The following is a 15,332-nucleotide window of genomic DNA, read 5'->3' as shown; positions in this document are numbered from 1 at the left end:
GCGCGCCGGCCGCCTTGATGTCGCGACCGGCCGTCTTGCCTGCGTCGCCTGCCTCATGGCCGCCAACGCCCTCAACAATCCAGCCTGAGGTTTCGTCCTCAAACAGGCTCTAAGGTGGACGGCGACCCTGTCTCGGCGTTCCTAGCTGCGCAAGCCGAAGGCGGGGGGATCCACAGGTGGCCGATGCTCTCTTGACGCCGGCACTGAAACGAGCGGACCCAACCCCTATAGCTAGAGACCCATCGGCGTGCAGCGGATGTTGCTAGCTATGCGGCTGATGATCCAAGCCGTCTTCAGCGCGGTGCCGCAGGAGGGCGGCACGAACACCCTCATCAGCATCGCTAAGGACGACAACGCAACGATCCGGCGTAACATCGAGGCTGCCAAGCTCGTGCGGGTTCCCGAAATTCCGGACTGGATGGTCTGCGAGCACCACTGGTAGGCCGGCGATGGGGGCGAGGGCTGGACTTATTACATGGCGACGGCGGACACGGTCGCCCAGGCGATCCGGGACCTCGACGTGCTCGATATCTTCTCAGGTCGCGTCAGCCTGCGGCGCGATGACCGGAGGAACGGCGGCGAAGAGACCATCGAGATCCGCTGTGCGTTGGACGGGCTGGCCATGCCGAGGGCGATCTGCGCGAGATCGCGGACGTCACTCAGAACGTCGACCTGAGCGAGCCACCGAGTGGCTCGTTCGCTGACCGGACCAGGCGACCTCGTCGTCCGCTAGGTTGCCCCGAAACCCGGCCTTTGTTCGCAAACCCTGGGCTCGGAGGGGAACCGGCGCAGGCCCCGGCTCGTTCGGGAGGCGATGCTCAAGCCTCGCCCGAATTCGTTCGGCGACATGTGAGGGGTCGATACGGGGCGTGCGGCACCGAGCGTGATCAGCGTCGTCGAATTGTCGGGCGGGTGGGCCAGCGCCGCGAACGTCGATTGGGCCGTGGCCAGGGCCGCGAACACGGACGCGCCCGGCACCACCGAGGTCGAGTTCCGTCTGCACGAGAGATGCAAGCTCTGGCTCGACGGGGTCCTCCGGCTCCTGGCGCACTGCAACCAGATGGCCGGGGTTGCCCTGCGCGTGAGGCTGAGTTTTCTCGGCGGCCAGAGCGGCGTGATGGGTTACATCGACCGCATGGGGTTCTTCGACCGTCTCGATCCGCGGGTCGAGACGGTACCCGAGCGTCCCCTCGTGTCCGGCGCGAGCATCTTCCGAGGCGGCAACAACGGACTGGTCGAGATCGTGCCCATCGCGGCTGCCCATCGCGACGACGACTTGCCGGACCGGCTGACCGGGGTGCTTCGTCAAGCCTGCGCCGCACGTGCGGACGCCGGGCCGTTGAGCGAGGCCGCATCGACGCTGTTCTCCGAGTTGATCGGCAACGTGTACGACCACACCCGCACGAACGGGCACGTGGCGCTCCAAGTCTATCCCGGGGGCAGCAAGGTAAAGGTCGTGGTCTGCGACGACGGCCTCGGGCTGATGGAGACGCTGCGTCCGGCCCTGAACGCCAGGACCGATGCGTACGCCGCCATGACCGACGTCGACCTCCTGGTCGAGATGTTCCGCAACGGGCTGTCGCGGCACCCCGACCCGAAGCACGGCCAAGGCCTGAAGGACTGCGCCACGAAGGCGATTCATTTCCAGGCCGAACTCGATGTGCGGCTGGCCCGGCAGAACGTGCGCCTGCGGCCGTCGCGCGGTGCCTACGAAACCACCACTGCGTATTGCTCCGTGGGCCTACCGCTTCTGAGAGGCACTCACATCGCTTTTACCTTCGGGCTAGCTACTTGATGCGATCAAGGCATCCTGCTTAAATGGCAACCATGAACGAGAGGCAGCCGTGATCCCCCTCAACGAGCTCATGGGCCGTGCGGACGGTTGGGGCCGGGCGATGGGTCGCGAGGTTTTCCAGAAGCTTCTCGCCCATGTCGAGAGCCATCCGGACCAGTCGACGTTCAGGATTTCCCTCAAGGGCGTGAAGCGGGCGGACGTGTCGTTCTGCTCGGAGAGCGTCGTCGAGCTGGCCAGACGGTTCAAGGGTGCGAAGGGGTTCTGCCTCGTCGACGTGGCAACCTCCGACCTTGAAGAGAACCTCGACGCCGCCGCGCGCCGGGTCGAGCAGCCGCTGATGATCTGGGACGGACGGAAGGCGCGTTTCCTTGGGCTCCCGGTCAGTCCCGGAAACCAGGAGGCACTCGCTTTCGTGCTGGAACGCCCGCAGGCCCGGGCCGCCGAGTTCGCGCAGACGCGCGGCATCACCATCGCGAACGCGTCGTCCAAGATGAAGCAGCTCTGGGCGAGCGGCTTCCTGATGCGGCGCGAGAGTGCCGCCGACACAGGCGGCACGGAGTTCGTCTACCAGCGCATCGCCTGACGGACCCGGACGAGGCGGCCCGCGGCTTGACAGAGGCGCGCATCTCGTTAATCTCTTCGACATAACGAGATGAATACGAGGGCGAGGACCGCGTCACGGTCCCTCCTCCCGGTCATCGCCCCGTGCCGGTCCGGCATGTCGCCGGGGGCGAAACCCAGGTCCGAGGAGACCGAGATGAACCACCCGCTCCCGAGGTTCGAGATTGATCCGTTGCAGGATCCCCTTGACGCCCTCCTCGTCGACATCGCCGTGCGCGTGCAGCTGCCCCCGGGCCTGCACGAGAAGGCCTGCGGCCGCGGCGAGTCGGTCTGCAGGCACATGGATCGGAAGGGCAGCCCCCTGGAGAACCGCGTCCGGCGTTACTACCCGCAGGGGTCGATGCGCATCGACGCGACCATCTCCACGCGCGGCACCGACGAGCAATATGACCTCGACTACGTCGCGGAACTCGACGTCCACCACCTGGCGCCGCCCGGTGCCGTCCTGGATCTGGTCTACGAGGCCCTGCGCGACTACCCGACCCTGAAGCCGGTCGAGCGGCAGACCCGCTGCGTCACGGTCTTCTTCGCGGATGGCATGCATGTCGACGTGACCCCGTCATCGCTGCTCCCGTACGGAGGAGAGCGCGAGAGCCACATCTTCCACGCCAACCCGGACAAACCGGCGCATGAGCAGCGCCACGTGCCGATGAACGCCTTCGGGTTCGGCGACTGGTACAACGCGCGTACACCGGTCGAACGTCGGTTCGCCGACGCGGTGAACCGGCGGATCGCCGAGGCAGCGGGCATCGAGATCCGCGCCGACGCACAGTTCGACGAGGTGCCGGACCAGGTGCCGCTGATCGTGAAGAGCGTCACCACGGTCGCGCTGCAGCTGATCAAGCGGCACCGCAACGTGGTCTATGCGGGCGAGAAGGGCCGCATTCCGCCCTCGGTCATGCTGAGTTGCATCGCCGGCGAGGTCGCGAGCCCGGGCCTCCCGCTCTCGGAGATGGTGATCCGACTGGCGCGAGCCATCGCCCGCAAGCTCAACGCCGCGTCCGCCCGCCGCGAGAAGGTCTCGGTGGTCAACCCGGTCTTCCCGAAGGACTGCTTCACCGACCGCTGGCCGGAGAACCTGCGCCAGCAGGACAACTACGCGGGGAAGCTCACCGCGCTCGCAGATGGCCTGGAGTACGTCAAGCGGCACGGCTCGAGCCTTGAGGACACCCAGGACTGGCTGAGGGGCTGCTTTGGCAGCCACGTGGTCTCGGCCTCGATCCGGGGCTTCAACGACCGGACCGGCCGGGCGGTGCAGTCCGGATCGCACGCCTATACGTCCCGCGGGAGCCTCTACGTGCCGAGCCGGCCGGCGCTCATCGGCCTGGGCGGCGCGGCCGCGACGGTGCCGGCTCGGGCCGTCGCCCACACCTTCCGCGGGGGGCGCCGGTGGTGACCATCTTCCCCTCCATCGAGCAGCAGGATGCGGCCATCCGGGCGGCCTGGCCGACGTTCCGCCTGATCACGCGCACGGACAGGACTGCCACTTGGCAAGGAACCCTCAAGCCGTTCATGCTCGCCTACGAGGTGCGGGTGTCGCACCGCATCCCGCTCGTGATCGAGCGCATCGACCCGCTCAGGCAACAGCCCGAGGTCCGGGTGGTCACGCCGCCCCTGAAGCCCCGGCGAGGTGATGCGGAGGGTCCGCTTCCCCACGTCTACGTCGACCGGGCGGGCGATCCGGTCCTCTGCCTGTTCGACCACGAGACCGGCGAGTGGACCCCGTTCCGGCTTCTCGCCGAGACCACCATCCCCTGGGCCCTCGACTGGCTCGGTTGCTACGAGGGCTGGCGGGCGTCGGGGGAGTGGTCCGGGGGCGGCCGGCATGCGCCCCTCCTCGACGAGCAGGAGGCGCGTCAGTGACCTACGTTCCCCCGCGCCGGTCCGATGGCACCCAGCAGGGCCGCAGGGAACCTCTGCCCTGGCCGAAGGACCGCCCCTTCCGCATCCTGTCTATCGACGGCGGCGGCATCTGCGGCATCCTTCCCGCGTCGGTGCTGGCGGAGTTGGAGGGCCGTTTCCTGGACGGTCGCTCCGTCGCGAGGCACTTCGACATGATCGCGGGCACCTCCACCGGCGGCATCGTTGCGCTGGCGTTGGCCCACGGCCTGACGGCTCGCCAGATCCGGGACGTCTACGTCGAGCGCGGCGGCAACATCTTCCCGCCGCCCTCCCGCATCGAGCGGCTCACGCGCTTCGTGCGCAGGCATCATCGCTACGTCTACGAGCGCAAGCCGCTGGAAGACGAGCTGCTGCGCATCTTCGGCGAGACGACGTTCGGCGAGTCCGGGACCAGGCTCTGCATCCCCGCGTTCGAGGGGTTCCACGGCGAGCCCTTCATCTTCAAGACCCCACACCATCCGGCCTACAAGAAGGACCGGTTCGAGCGGATGGTCAAAGTCGCCCTGAGCACCGCCGCGGCGCCGACCTACTTCGAGGCCCTGCCGAACAACGGTTACGTCATGGTCGACGGCGGCCTGTGGTCCAACAATCCGACAATGAACGCCCTGGTGGATGCGCTGGCCTGCTTCGACCTGGACAGGCGCCAGATACAGGTGCTGAGCCTCGGCTGCGGGGAAACCGCCTTCAAGGTCGACGCGAACAAGGGCTCCGGCGGCATGATCCAGTGGCGCGGCGTCATCTCGGCGGCGATGAAGGCGCAGTCGCACAATGCCCTCGGGCAGACCGGGCTGCTGATCGGCCGGGACCAGTTGATGCGCGTCGATGCCCCCGAGAGCTCGTCGCCCATCGCACTCGACGACTACCTCCGCGCCAAGGCGGAGTTGCCGCTGATGGCCCGGTCCCTCGTCGAGGGGGCTGGCCGCGAGATCCAGCGGTGCTTCCTGAACGACGAGGTCGAACCCTACGTGCCATGCCCCGTGGCGTGACGCAGGGCTTGGGGCATCCCGACCGACCGTCGGGTGCCGACTATGACGATGTCCCCGTCCCGGGCGGCGCCGCTCGAGACGGGTAGCCCGCGGGGCGATCCCGGGCGGTGGCGCTGCGACGAGGCGGATGAATGCCCAAGAACATCGTGGTCTTCTCGGACGGCACGGGACAGGACGGCGGCGTCCGTCCAGAGCAGCGCGTCAGCAACGTCTACAAGATGTACCGGGTCTGCAAGGTCGGCCCGGAGAGCGGGATCGACCCGGCCGAGCAGGTCGCCTTCTACGACCCCGGCCTCGGCACCGACATCGGCGCCACCGCCCTGACGGCGCCGGTCCGGTTCGCGCAGAAGATGGCGGCCTCGCTCTCGGGCCGGGGCATCGCCCAGAACATCGCCGATTGCTACAAATTCATCATCGACCACTACGAGCCCGGCGACCGGGTGTTCTTGATCGGCTTCAGCCGCGGGGCCTACACAGTCCGGTGCGTGGCGAACCTGCTGATGTATTGCGGCGTCCCGACCCGGGGGAAGGAGGGACCGCTCCTGCGGTTCCGCAAGATGACCGCCGACATCGCCAGGGAGGCGGTCGGGACGGTGCTGGAGCACGGTGCCGGCCACCCGCGCGCCGACTTCGACGCCGAGCGGGCCGAGCTCGCCCGCCGCTTCCGCGACACCTATGCCTCGCACCATCCCGATCACGCCGGCGACCCGACCGACCGCAAGTCCAACATCGAGCCGTACTTCATCGGGACGTTCGACACGGTCGCGGCCCTCGGCGTCGCCGGGGCGAAGCGGTCGCTGATCAAGGCCGGTCTGGCGGCCGCAGTGATCATCCCGGTCGGCCTCGCCATCACCGCGACGGCGGCGCTCGCCGGCGGTCTCTCGTTCCTGCTCGGCGGCCCGTTCTGGAAGGTCGACATCGGCGTCGCCGCGGTGCTCTCGCTCGCCGCCGGTGGTGTGGCCTGGGTGGTGGCCCGCCGGCTCCGGGCGGCCAGGACCAAGACGATCAAGGATTGGCCGGTCGCGGGGCAGGAGCGCAGCCACGTCGCCGAATGGAAGGGGGAGAACTTCGACCGCTACCTGAGCGCGCAGGTCGGCTACGCGCGAGCGGCCATCGCCATCGACGAGCGCCGGGCGGACTTCCGGCGGGTGAAGTGGGGAACCACGGAGGCGAGCCCCCCGCGCCCCTCCGGCGTGCCGGGCCAGTTCCGGCAGGTCTGGTTTGCGGGCAGCCATTCCGACATCGGCGGAAGCTACGACGAGACCGAATCGCGCCTGTCCGACATCGCGCTGAAGTGGATGCTGGAGCAGGCGGTCGGCATCCCGGACGGGCTGAAGGTCGACGGCATGCCGGCGGTGGCGGACATGCACCATCCGGTCGAGGTCATGTCGATCCCGCGCCTGCGGCTGCACCCGTCGCCGACCGGCGCGCAGCACTGCGAGGTGGCCGGCATGCGCGACACCATCGCCGCGCGCACCGAGGCCTCGTGGGTGCCAGCTCGCATCCAGCGGTGGGCGCAGGACAAGTCGTGGGAGGAGGAAGCCCGCGACCCGAAGCCGGACGCCCCCGTCCACCCGAGCGTCGACGCGCGCTTCGCCGCTGGGCCCGTGGTCCAGTGCGACGGGCTCAGGCCTTACAGGCCCGACGTCCTGGCCCGGCATGAGCAGTTCAGGCGTTACTATGAGGGAGCCACGAGAGCGCAGGCTCCCAAGGAGGAACCGCTTGCCGTGACCGTGTCGTGAACGTCAGAAATTGCTTTGCGCGCCGCGGGGCGGCCCCGGAGCGGTCCGTCGAGGCATCCTGGCTCTGCACGCCCTGGTATGCCGGCAGCTCCCAGAGGTTGGGCGGAGCGTGACCGGTCATCCTGCTCAGGTGATCGGAACAGGCTCATGGTGCAGGGCTTGGCGGCGGGTGGAGGGCACCGGTTCGTCGGGTGCCGCAGGATGCTATGCAACCCACGCGGGTCGATTGGAGGCAACCGGCACGACGCGGCGGTACCGCGCGACCGCGCAGTCCAGCGGCGCAACGCCTGCGGCCGCACCGTCTACTTACTCGACCGGCACGGCTGCCTCGACGCAGCCTCGAACGGCCATTGGCCCAAGATCATTGAACCCGCACCGGTGGCGGGCTTCCTCACCCCCGGGGCGCTGCTGGCGGTCATGGCGGTGGCCATCACCCGTGCGTTGACGGCCCTCTCGGTCCGGCACGCCATCGACGAGGCCAGCGGGCAGATTCAGAAGGCAGCCAAGGTCCTGGATGTGGCCGCCGGAGCGACCATTCCATCTCAATGGTAGCTATCGGGCTCCAAGCGGCCATTCGCGTGGTTGCAACTGAAGATCCATTGATGGCGCACAGCCGAACAAGTCGGGGGCGAACTCCTGACCCCTTTCGGACCTTCCTCCCTGCCTCTTCGGACGTCCGCTCTAGGGGAAAAGCGGAGGCCATGACATCAGCATGTTATGGCCCATTAAGTGATTTCAGAGCTGACATGGCGGTGATTCCGAACGGCATGGATCATCCGGCGGGGCGGGGCGGGGCGGGGCGGGGCAAGGCTGGTGCCGGGCCTCATGGCGACGAACATCCTTGGCAGGCCGGGCATGGGGCGCCGTACCGCGTAGGCCCTTGCCGGCACACCGTCCGCAGGCCCGGCGTGGTTGCCTCGCCGCCCCCGGCAGCTCATCCCCGCGCGATCATCTCCCGGATGCGCACCGCGAGTGTCTCGACCGCGAACGGCTTGGTCAGCAACGCCATGCCGGGTTCGAGATGGCCGTTCCCGAGAACCGCGTTCTCGGCGTAGCCCGTTATGAACAGCACCTTCAGGTCCGGACGGGTGAGGCGCGCCGCGTCGGCGACCTGCCGGCCGTTCATGCCGCCGGGCAGCCCGACGTCAGTGACCAACAGGTCTATGCGGGCATCCGACTGGAGCACCCTGAGGCCAGCCGCGCCGTCGGCCACCTCGATGGCGGTGTAGCCGAGCTCCTCCAGCACCTCGGTCACCAGCATCCGCACCGTGGGCTCGTCGTCGACCACGAGGACCGTCTCGCCTTGCTCGGCCCGCGGGGCGTCCGACAACTCGGGCAGGGCGTCCACGTTCTCGGCGTCACCGTAATGGCGCGGCAGGTACAGGCACATCGTGGTGCCCTGGCCGACTTCCGAGTAGACCCTGACCTGGCCCCCCGACTGTCGGACGAAGCCGTGGATCATCGAGAGGCCGAGGCCCGTCCCCTGCCCCATGGGCTTGGTGGTAAAGAACGGGTCGAACACCTTCGCCACCACCTCCGGCGTCATGCCGGTGCCGGTGTCGGTGACGCAGATCGAGACGTACTGACCGGGATCGAGATCGCGCTCCCTGCCGCCGCGGTCGTCGAGCCACCTGTTGGCGGTCTCGACCGTGATGCGGCCGCCCTCCGGCATGGCGTCGCGGGCGTTGATGCAGAGGTTCAGGAGTGCGTTCTCAAGTTGCGGCGGGTCGACCAGCGTCGTCCACAGGCCGCCGGCCGCCACGACCTCCAGGCGGACGGAGGGTCCGATAGTCCGGCGGACGAGGTCCTCCATATCTGCGATGAGACGGTTGGCGTCCGTCGGCCTCGGGTCGAGGGTCTGCCGGCGGGAGAAGGCAAGCAACCGGTGTGTCAGCGCCGCCGCCCGCTTCGACGCGCCCTGCGCGGCCGCGACGTAACGAGGCACGTCGGTGTACCGGCCCTGGTTGATCCGGTTCTCTAGGAACTCCAAACTCCCGGAGATGCCGGTGAGCAGGTTATTGAAATCGTGGGCGATGCCCCCGGTCAGTTGCCCGACGGCCTCCATCTTCTGCGATTGCCGCAGTTGTTCCTCGGCGCGGTGCTGGTCGGTGAGGTCCCGACCGACGATGTGAAACAGGCCGGTGCCGGGATCGGGGACCGCGGTCCACATCACCGTGCGCCAATCGCCTGCGGCGGTCCGGACGTGGTCGACGAAGCCTGTCACCGTCTCGCCGCGTGCGAGCCGGGCCACCACCTCGGCGGTCTCGGCATGGTCCGCAGGATCGATGATGTCGAGGAAGGGCCGGCCCAGCAACTCCTCCTCCGACCAGCCGAGCATCTTCGCCCAGGCCGGGTTGACGACCTTCATGAAGCCGTCGAGGCCGGCGGTCCCCATTAGGTCGTTCGTGGTCTCCCAGATCCGGTTGCGCTCCGCGGTCCGCCTGGCGACCTCGGCCTCCAGGCCCTCGTTGGCGCGCCGCAGCGCTTGCGCCGCCTCGCGGCGGACGCGCGCGAGCTGCATGTTCGTCCCGACGCGGGCGAGCAGCTCGCGGGCTGAGAACGGCTTGGTCAGGTAGTCGTCCGCACCTGCGCCAAGCCCCTCGACCTTGGCCTCGTCGCCGGCGCGGGCCGAGAGCATGATCACCGGTAGGTCGCGCAGCCCGGCGTCGCCACGCACGGCGGCGAGCAGGCCGAAGCCGTCCAGGCGCGGCATCATCACGTCGGTGAGGAGCAGGTCGGGGACCCGCAACCGCGCGGCCGAGAGTGCGGCCTCGCCGTCGGCGACAGCCTCGACCTGGTAGCCCCGGTTGGCCAGGAGCCGGCGCACGTGCTCGCGCATGTCGGCATTGTCGTCCGCGAGCAGGATGCGACCCACGTCGAGGTGTGACAGAGCCTCGGCCGGTACCTCGTCGGGTTCCGACGCCAAGTCGCTACCGGCCTCGCCCGACATCCAGCGCCGCGCCTCGGCGACGAACGCCTCCGCCCGAACCGCGGTCGATACCTGCGGCATGGACGAGGCCTCCGCGGCCGGGGCCTCGTCCTGGTGGAACGGCAGGGTGACCGTGAAGGCGCTCCCGCGACCCGGCTCGCTCTCGACCCGGATCTCGCCGTGGTGGAGCCTGACCAGTTCCTGCACCAGGGCGAGGCCGATGCCGCTGCCCTCGAAGGTACGGCCGCGCGCGCCCTCAACCCGATGGAAGCGCTCGAACAGCCGGGGGAGCTCCTGTGCGGGGATTCCGGTGCCGGTGTCGGCGACCCGCAGCTGGGCGCGGTCGCCGACCCGGCTCACGGCGACCGTGATCGCGCCCTCGAACGTGAACTTGAAGGCGTTGGCGAGGAGGTTCAGCACCACCTTCTCCCACATGTCGGGATCGAGCGGCACCGGCGCGTCGAGCGGCGGGCAGTCAACGAGGAGCCGGAGCCCGGCCTGCTCGCAGAGCGAGCGGAAGTTGCCGGCGAGCTCGGAGGTGGTGCGCGCCAGGTCGGTCGGGCGGAACGCCGCCCGGGCGCGGCCGGCCTCGACCCGCGAGAAGTCGAGCAGCCCGTTCACGAGGCGAAGCAGGCGAAGGCCGTTGCGATGGGCGACCGCCGTGAGGTCCCGCGCGTCCCCCGGCAGGCTCGCCGCCGGCAGGGCGAGGATTTCCTCCAGCGGGCTCAGCATCAACGTCAGCGGGGTCCTGAACTCATGGCTGACGTTCGAGAAGAACAAGGTCTTGGCGCGGTCGATCTCCGCCAGCCGCTCCGCGCGGGCTCGCTCCTCCTGATAGGAAAGCGCGTTCGAGACGGCGGCGCTGAGGTTGGAGACGACCTGCTCGCAGAAGGCCTTGTACCGCTCGTCGAACCGTCGCCTGGGACTGATGCCGATGACGGCGATGCCGCTCGTGCGTCCGCCCTCGCCGGCAGTGACCGGGAGGACGAGCGCCTGGGTCGCCGCCTCGGGCCAGGGCCCGCCCGGCAGGCCCGGCATCACGAGGTCGAGCCCTTCGAGAAGGACCGGGACACCGGTCGCCGCGACCTGCCGGATCGACCAAGCGTCGTCACCGTCCGTGCCCGACATGGCGAGGTTGCCCGCCGACGCGGGCATGCCGACCCGGCCCGCCAGCGTCATGCCCTCGCCGTCGGCGTCGTGCGTGTACAGGAGCGCGAAGGGCACGTCGTGCGGATCGTCCGCCAGGACGGCGGCGGCGATGGCGTAGGCTTCCTCCGTCGACTTGGCACTGATGGACCGGGCCGCGAGGTCGCGCAGCAGCCGCGTGCGCCGGTCGGCCAGCACCCGAAGCGTCGTCTCGGTCACCGCCGTGAAGATGCCCTCGACCCTTCCCCGTTCGCCGCGGATCGGGCTGTACGAGTAGTAGAAGTAGCACTCCTCGACGTAGCCGAAGCGGTTCAGAGGCAGGAGCTGGTCGTCGGACCACGTCGCCTCGCCCGTCTCGAAGACGGCGTCGAACATCGGGCCGATGATGTCCCAGATCTCGGCCCAGACCTCGGTGCCGGCGCGGCCGAACGACCAGGGATGCTTGTCGCCGACGACCGGGCGCCACGCGTCGTTGTAGATCAGCGCCCGCTCCGGCCCGTAGTACAGCACGACGGGGAAGCGGGTGGTCAGGCAGATGCTGACCGCCGAGCGCAGGGCCTGGGTCCAGGTCTCCACGGGACCGAACGTCGTCTGCGACCAGTCCATGGAGCGCATGAGCGCGCCCATCTCGCCGCCCCCGGCGATGAAGCCGGTATCGGGGGCGGGCGCCGGTGCGTCGGACGGGATGCCGGCCCGCTGCAGGAGCGCCCGCAAACGGGCGTTCTCCGCCGCGAGGTCGTCTGCGTCCACGGTGGCACGCGCGAAGGGAAGGACGTTGTCGGACACGGGCCTGGATCGAAATTATTGAATCGGCGTGAGTTCGGAATGCTTGCCGGACCCGGCGAAACCATGGCCAGCGCAAGCCGGTGCCGCCCGGTTCCCGGCAATCCCCACGGCCGGTCGAGCGGGTCCGTCATCCGGAGATGCGCCCCGGTGCCGTCCCGCCCGACCGGGCCTGCCGATCCTATGGCTTGCCCTTGGGCGCGACGAACGGGTTCGTCTCGGTGGCCGATCCGTTCTTGGCGTAGCACGCCTCTAGCCGGTCCAGGCCGGCCGCGCTCTTGTCCAAAGCGACCTTGATGGTCGCGCCCTCTCCCTTCACGTCCAGGCCGTCGGCGAGCCTGAGCGAACGCAGGAACTTGTCGTCCTTGACCGGCAGCGACACCGCGTTGCCGGAGGCGGCGACGTCCGCCTGGAGGGTCGAGGACCCGGCTGCCAGTTCGACCGGGTAGCTCTTGCCGCGCCCGAGCTTCCACTTGGGCGAACTCATGGTCAGGTCGAGCCCGTCCGCGTCACGGGTGAAGCGGACGTCGACCCCTTGATCGGTCGTCCGGCTCATCGTGCACCGCTCGAACTTGTGGCCCTTCGAGATGGCCTCGACGTCCCAGGGACCGATGGCGACGGCATCCGCGGGCGCCTCCGGATTGGCGGCGGCTGCACCCTAGACGGGGCGGGCTCACGAACCCCGCAGGTCAGGCTCCGGCTGGGGGAACCTCCCGTACGCTCTGCTATTGCCGCCTCGATACAGTGGAGCACAGGCATGGCTATAAGCAGCACCCCGCGTACTCATCAGACCCGCAACAACACCAATTCCAACGCCAAGAGGGTGTCCATCGAGGCGCTGAACGCACGGCTGGCCGACGGCATCGACCTCGCCCTGGCGATCAAGCAGGCCCATTGGAACCTCAAGGGACCGCAGTTCATCGGCATCCACCTCATGTTGGACGGGTTCCGCGCCGAGATCAGTGGCCTCAACGACAAGGTGGCCGAGCGGGCAGTGCAACTTGGCGGCACGGCCCTTGGAACCGCGCAGGTCGTGGCGGGATCGACCAAGCTCCCGGCCTACCCGACCGGGATCTACGCAATCGCCGACCACATCGCCGCGCTGATCGACAGCTATGCCGCGTACGCCAATGCCGTGCGCGAGAACATCAACGAGACGGACGAGGCCGGCGACCCCGACACGGCAGACTTGTTCACGGAGGTGTCGCGCGCCGTCGACAAGCACCTCTGGTTCCTTGAGGCCCACATCCAGGAGCCAACAGGCCAGATGCGGGACGGCGACGCCCGCAGCTGAGTGGTGTACCGCCCCTCCTTGACCGACCGAACGGAGGGGAGGCCACTGTGCCGACCGACGAGCGATGCGCTCGGCAGGCCAACTACCCCTACGCCCACGCCGCGACCTGTCGAGGCCGCGCGGGGGCGGACTTGGCGTTGCCTGCACCAAGCGCAACGGGCGTCCTTCAGCCCTGGCCGGGATTTCCGCCGACGCCTCGCGGTCGAAGCAAGGCGGCTGCATTGCCGCGCAACTCCATGGCGCGGATGCGCTGGCTGCGAGCCAGTACGCGCAAAGTCGGAACGTGCACGTCCCCGGGCCTGCATGCCGCCAAGTCCGCCAAGGCGTCGGCATGGACTTCACGACCGACAGCCTCGTCCAGCAAGCGGCGCATCGAACCGTATTCCCCGTCGTGCATCTCGACCCACGTCGCTTCGCGGTCCAAGTGAGTCGGGACCGCTGCCGCGGAGATGTCGTCGCGACCACGGCCAGTCTATACGGTTACGCTATGAAAGGCCTTGCCGCCGCCGCTTTGTCACGACATGGGGCGCCACGCCTGTACCAAAGTTGGCAGGCGTCATCGTCCCGGCCGATCCATCGATGAGGGAGAGTTTGCGTGGAGCGAGCCGCTAACCTGACGGCGGACGACTTCCGCGCGCTTGCCGACGCGCTGCCGCAGATGGCCTGGGTCGCCGAACCGAGCGGCGACATCATCTGGTACAACCGGCGCTGGTACGACTACACCGGCACCACAATCGAGCAGATGCGCGGCTGGGGTTGGCGCGACGTCCACCATCCCGACCACGTCGAGCGCGTCGTGGAGCGCATCAGCGAGGCTTTCCGGACCGGCGAACCGTGGAAGGACACCTTCCCGCTGCGCGGCGCCGACGGGGAGTACCGTTGGTTCCTGTCGCTAGCCGCGCCCCATCGCGGGCCGGACGGCGCCATCCTGCGTTGGTTCGGGACGAACACCGACATCACCGAGCGCAAGGGTCTGGAACGGCGGCTCGCCCGGCACGCCATCGACCTGCGCCGCTCGAACGAAGAACTGGAGCAGTTCGCCTACGTCGCCTCCCACGACCTCAAGGCGCCGCTGCGCGGCATCGAGAACCTCGTCGGGTGGATCGAGGAGGACCTCGAAGGCTCGCTGACCGGCGACGTCCAGACGAACATGGAGCTCCTCAAGAGCCGGGTGCGGCGACTCGACAGCCTGCTCGACGACCTGCTCGCCTACTCCAGGGCGGGTCGAGCCGACGCGACGATGGACACGGTCGATAGCAAGGCCCTCGTCGAGGAGCTTGCCGTCCTGGTCAGTCCACCCGAAGGCTTCACCATCACGGCGGACGCCTCCCTGCCGACGTTACAGGCGGCGAGGGCCCCGCTGACCCAGGCCTTGCAGAACCTCATCGGCAACTCCATCAAGCATCACGACCGGCCGGGCGAGGGGCGCATCCGGGTTGAGACCAAGCCGGGAGGGGACGCGGTCGAGTTCGTCGTGACCGACGACGGTCCCGGCATCCCCGAGCAGTTCCGCGAGCGCGTGTTCGGAATGTTCCAAACTCTGAGGCCCCGCGACGAGGTCGAGGGCAGCGGCATGGGGTTGGCCATCGTGCGCAAGCTGGTCGACCGTCAGGGCGGCAAGGTCTGGCTCGCCGACGGGTCGGACGGGCGTGGGCTGGCGGTGCATTTCACGTGGCCGCGCGACGGCCGGAAGGGACAGGCCGATGGGCTCGACGGTTAACATCCTGCTGGTCGACGACGACGAGGTCGATGTCCAGGGGCTCAAGCGCGCCTTCAAGAAGAGTAAGATCGGCAACCCGATCACGGTCGCCCGCGACGGCATCGAGGCGCTGGAGATCCTGCGTGGCGAGAACGGGTGCGAGCGCCTGCCCAAGCCGCACCTGATCCTGCTCGACCTGAACATGCCGCGCATGAACGGCATCGAGTTTCTTGAGACGGTGCGCGCCGACGAGGACCTGCGCTCGGCGGTGGTGTTCATGATCACCACGTCGAAGGCGGACGAGGACCGGATGCGCGCCTACGGGCACAACGTCGCCGGCTACATCGTCAAGCGCGATCCGGCCAACACCTTCATGGAGGCGGTGGCGTTGCTGGAGCACTACTGGAAGGTGGTCGAGTTTCCTGCATAATCGTC

At 68.7% G+C, this 15,332-nt stretch carries 14 protein-coding genes; 12 read left to right on the top strand and 2 right to left on the bottom strand.

Features of this window, described 5'->3' with window-relative positions; translation table 11 throughout:
• The first annotated feature begins 268 nt into the window (after positions 1-268).
• The 9 genes from MFF56_RS03965 to MFF56_RS03925 all read left to right on the top strand — a co-directional run bounded on the left by MFF56_RS03965 (position 269) and on the right by MFF56_RS03925 (position 7,598).
• Complete coding sequence (locus MFF56_RS03965; protein WP_238229551.1) at positions 269-442, top strand: hypothetical protein; 174 nt, start codon at positions 269-271, stop codon at positions 440-442.
• A 33-nt stretch (positions 443-475) separates the two neighbouring features.
• Positions 476-676: a hypothetical protein gene (locus MFF56_RS03960; RefSeq protein ID WP_238229550.1), complete on the top strand. Its 201-nt coding sequence runs from the start codon at positions 476-478 to the stop codon at positions 674-676.
• A 207-nt stretch (positions 677-883) separates the two neighbouring features.
• Positions 884-1,795 carry an ATP-binding protein gene (locus tag MFF56_RS03955; RefSeq protein ID WP_238229549.1) on the top strand — a complete coding sequence of 304 codons (912 nt, stop codon included), beginning with the start codon at positions 884-886 and terminating at the stop codon, positions 1,793-1,795.
• Between the two features lie 49 nt (positions 1,796-1,844).
• On the top strand, positions 1,845-2,378 hold the full coding sequence (locus MFF56_RS03950) for a hypothetical protein (RefSeq protein WP_238229548.1): 534 nt from the start codon (positions 1,845-1,847) through the stop codon (positions 2,376-2,378).
• 174 nt (positions 2,379-2,552) lie between these two features.
• A complete protein-coding gene (locus MFF56_RS03945; RefSeq protein ID WP_238229547.1) occupies positions 2,553-3,812 on the top strand; it encodes a nucleotidyltransferase domain-containing protein in 1,260 nt (419 codons plus the stop codon).
• Positions 3,809-4,279 carry a type II CBASS E2 protein gene (locus tag MFF56_RS03940; protein WP_238229546.1) on the top strand — a complete coding sequence of 157 codons (471 nt, stop codon included), beginning with the start codon at positions 3,809-3,811 and terminating at the stop codon, positions 4,277-4,279. Before MFF56_RS03945 ends, MFF56_RS03940 begins: the two co-directional genes overlap by 4 nt.
• The gene (locus tag MFF56_RS03935) at positions 4,222-5,304 is read left to right on the top strand and encodes a CBASS cGAMP-activated phospholipase (protein WP_308445263.1); all 1,083 of its coding nucleotides are present in this window, start codon (positions 4,222-4,224) and stop codon (positions 5,302-5,304) included. Before MFF56_RS03940 ends, MFF56_RS03935 begins: the two co-directional genes overlap by 58 nt.
• A gap of 131 nt (positions 5,305-5,435) precedes the next feature.
• Positions 5,436-7,046: a T6SS phospholipase effector Tle1-like catalytic domain-containing protein gene (locus MFF56_RS03930; protein WP_238229544.1), complete on the top strand. Its 1,611-nt coding sequence runs from the start codon at positions 5,436-5,438 to the stop codon at positions 7,044-7,046.
• Between the two features lie 147 nt (positions 7,047-7,193).
• On the top strand, positions 7,194-7,598 hold the full coding sequence (locus tag MFF56_RS03925) for a hypothetical protein (RefSeq protein ID WP_238229543.1): 405 nt from the start codon (positions 7,194-7,196) through the stop codon (positions 7,596-7,598).
• Between the two features lie 382 nt (positions 7,599-7,980).
• Here MFF56_RS03925 and MFF56_RS03920 read toward each other — a convergent pair whose 3' ends face one another.
• Together MFF56_RS03920 and MFF56_RS03915 are read right to left on the bottom strand one after the other, a co-directional pair.
• On the bottom strand, positions 7,981-11,907 hold the full coding sequence (locus MFF56_RS03920) for an ATP-binding response regulator (RefSeq protein WP_238229542.1): 3,927 nt from the start codon (positions 11,905-11,907) through the stop codon (positions 7,981-7,983).
• Positions 11,908-12,085: 178 nt separating this feature from the next.
• Positions 12,086-12,460, bottom strand: coding sequence for a hypothetical protein (locus MFF56_RS03915; RefSeq protein ID WP_238229541.1), 375 nt, complete (start codon positions 12,458-12,460; stop codon positions 12,086-12,088).
• 201 nt (positions 12,461-12,661) lie between these two features.
• On the opposite strand from MFF56_RS03915, the gene dps reads away from it, so the two are divergent.
• The 3 genes from dps to MFF56_RS03900 all read left to right on the top strand — a co-directional run bounded on the left by dps (position 12,662) and on the right by MFF56_RS03900 (position 15,327).
• Positions 12,662-13,198: a DNA starvation/stationary phase protection protein Dps gene (gene dps, locus MFF56_RS03910; protein WP_238229540.1), complete on the top strand. Its 537-nt coding sequence runs from the start codon at positions 12,662-12,664 to the stop codon at positions 13,196-13,198.
• A gap of 595 nt (positions 13,199-13,793) precedes the next feature.
• Positions 13,794-14,918, top strand: coding sequence for a sensor histidine kinase (locus tag MFF56_RS03905; protein ID WP_238229539.1), 1,125 nt, complete (start codon positions 13,794-13,796; stop codon positions 14,916-14,918).
• The gene (locus MFF56_RS03900; protein WP_238229538.1) at positions 14,902-15,327 is read left to right on the top strand and encodes a response regulator; all 426 of its coding nucleotides are present in this window, start codon (positions 14,902-14,904) and stop codon (positions 15,325-15,327) included. Before MFF56_RS03905 ends, MFF56_RS03900 begins: the two co-directional genes overlap by 17 nt.
• Positions 15,328-15,332 lie beyond the last annotated feature (5 nt).

The sequence above is a fragment of the Methylobacterium hispanicum genome, from assembly GCF_022179285.1.
In the GTDB taxonomy this organism is placed as follows: Bacteria; Pseudomonadota; Alphaproteobacteria; order Rhizobiales; family Beijerinckiaceae; genus Methylobacterium; species Methylobacterium hispanicum.
Note: the sequence above shows the minus strand (reverse complement) of the source record. Positions and strands in the feature narration are given on the sequence as shown.

What these genes read in the sequence shown, in the direction of transcription:
- MFF56_RS03900 (WP_238229538.1), top strand. Translation starts at nt 14,902, where the DNA reads ATGGGCTCGACGGTTAACATCCTGCTGGTCGACGACGACGAGGTCGAT.
- MFF56_RS03960 (WP_238229550.1), top strand. Translation starts at nt 476, where the DNA reads ATGGCGACGGCGGACACGGTCGCCCAGGCGATCCGGGACCTCGACGTG.
- MFF56_RS03930 (WP_238229544.1), top strand. Translation starts at nt 5,436, where the DNA reads ATGCCCAAGAACATCGTGGTCTTCTCGGACGGCACGGGACAGGACGGC.
- MFF56_RS03915 (WP_238229541.1), bottom strand. Translation starts at nt 12,460, where the DNA reads ATGAGCCGGACGACCGATCAAGGGGTCGACGTCCGCTTCACCCGTGAC.
- MFF56_RS03945 (WP_238229547.1), top strand. Translation starts at nt 2,553, where the DNA reads ATGAACCACCCGCTCCCGAGGTTCGAGATTGATCCGTTGCAGGATCCC.
- MFF56_RS03965 (WP_238229551.1), top strand. Translation starts at nt 269, where the DNA reads ATGCGGCTGATGATCCAAGCCGTCTTCAGCGCGGTGCCGCAGGAGGGC.
- MFF56_RS03925 (WP_238229543.1), top strand. Translation starts at nt 7,194, where the DNA reads ATGGTGCAGGGCTTGGCGGCGGGTGGAGGGCACCGGTTCGTCGGGTGC.
- dps (WP_238229540.1), top strand. Translation starts at nt 12,662, where the DNA reads ATGGCTATAAGCAGCACCCCGCGTACTCATCAGACCCGCAACAACACC.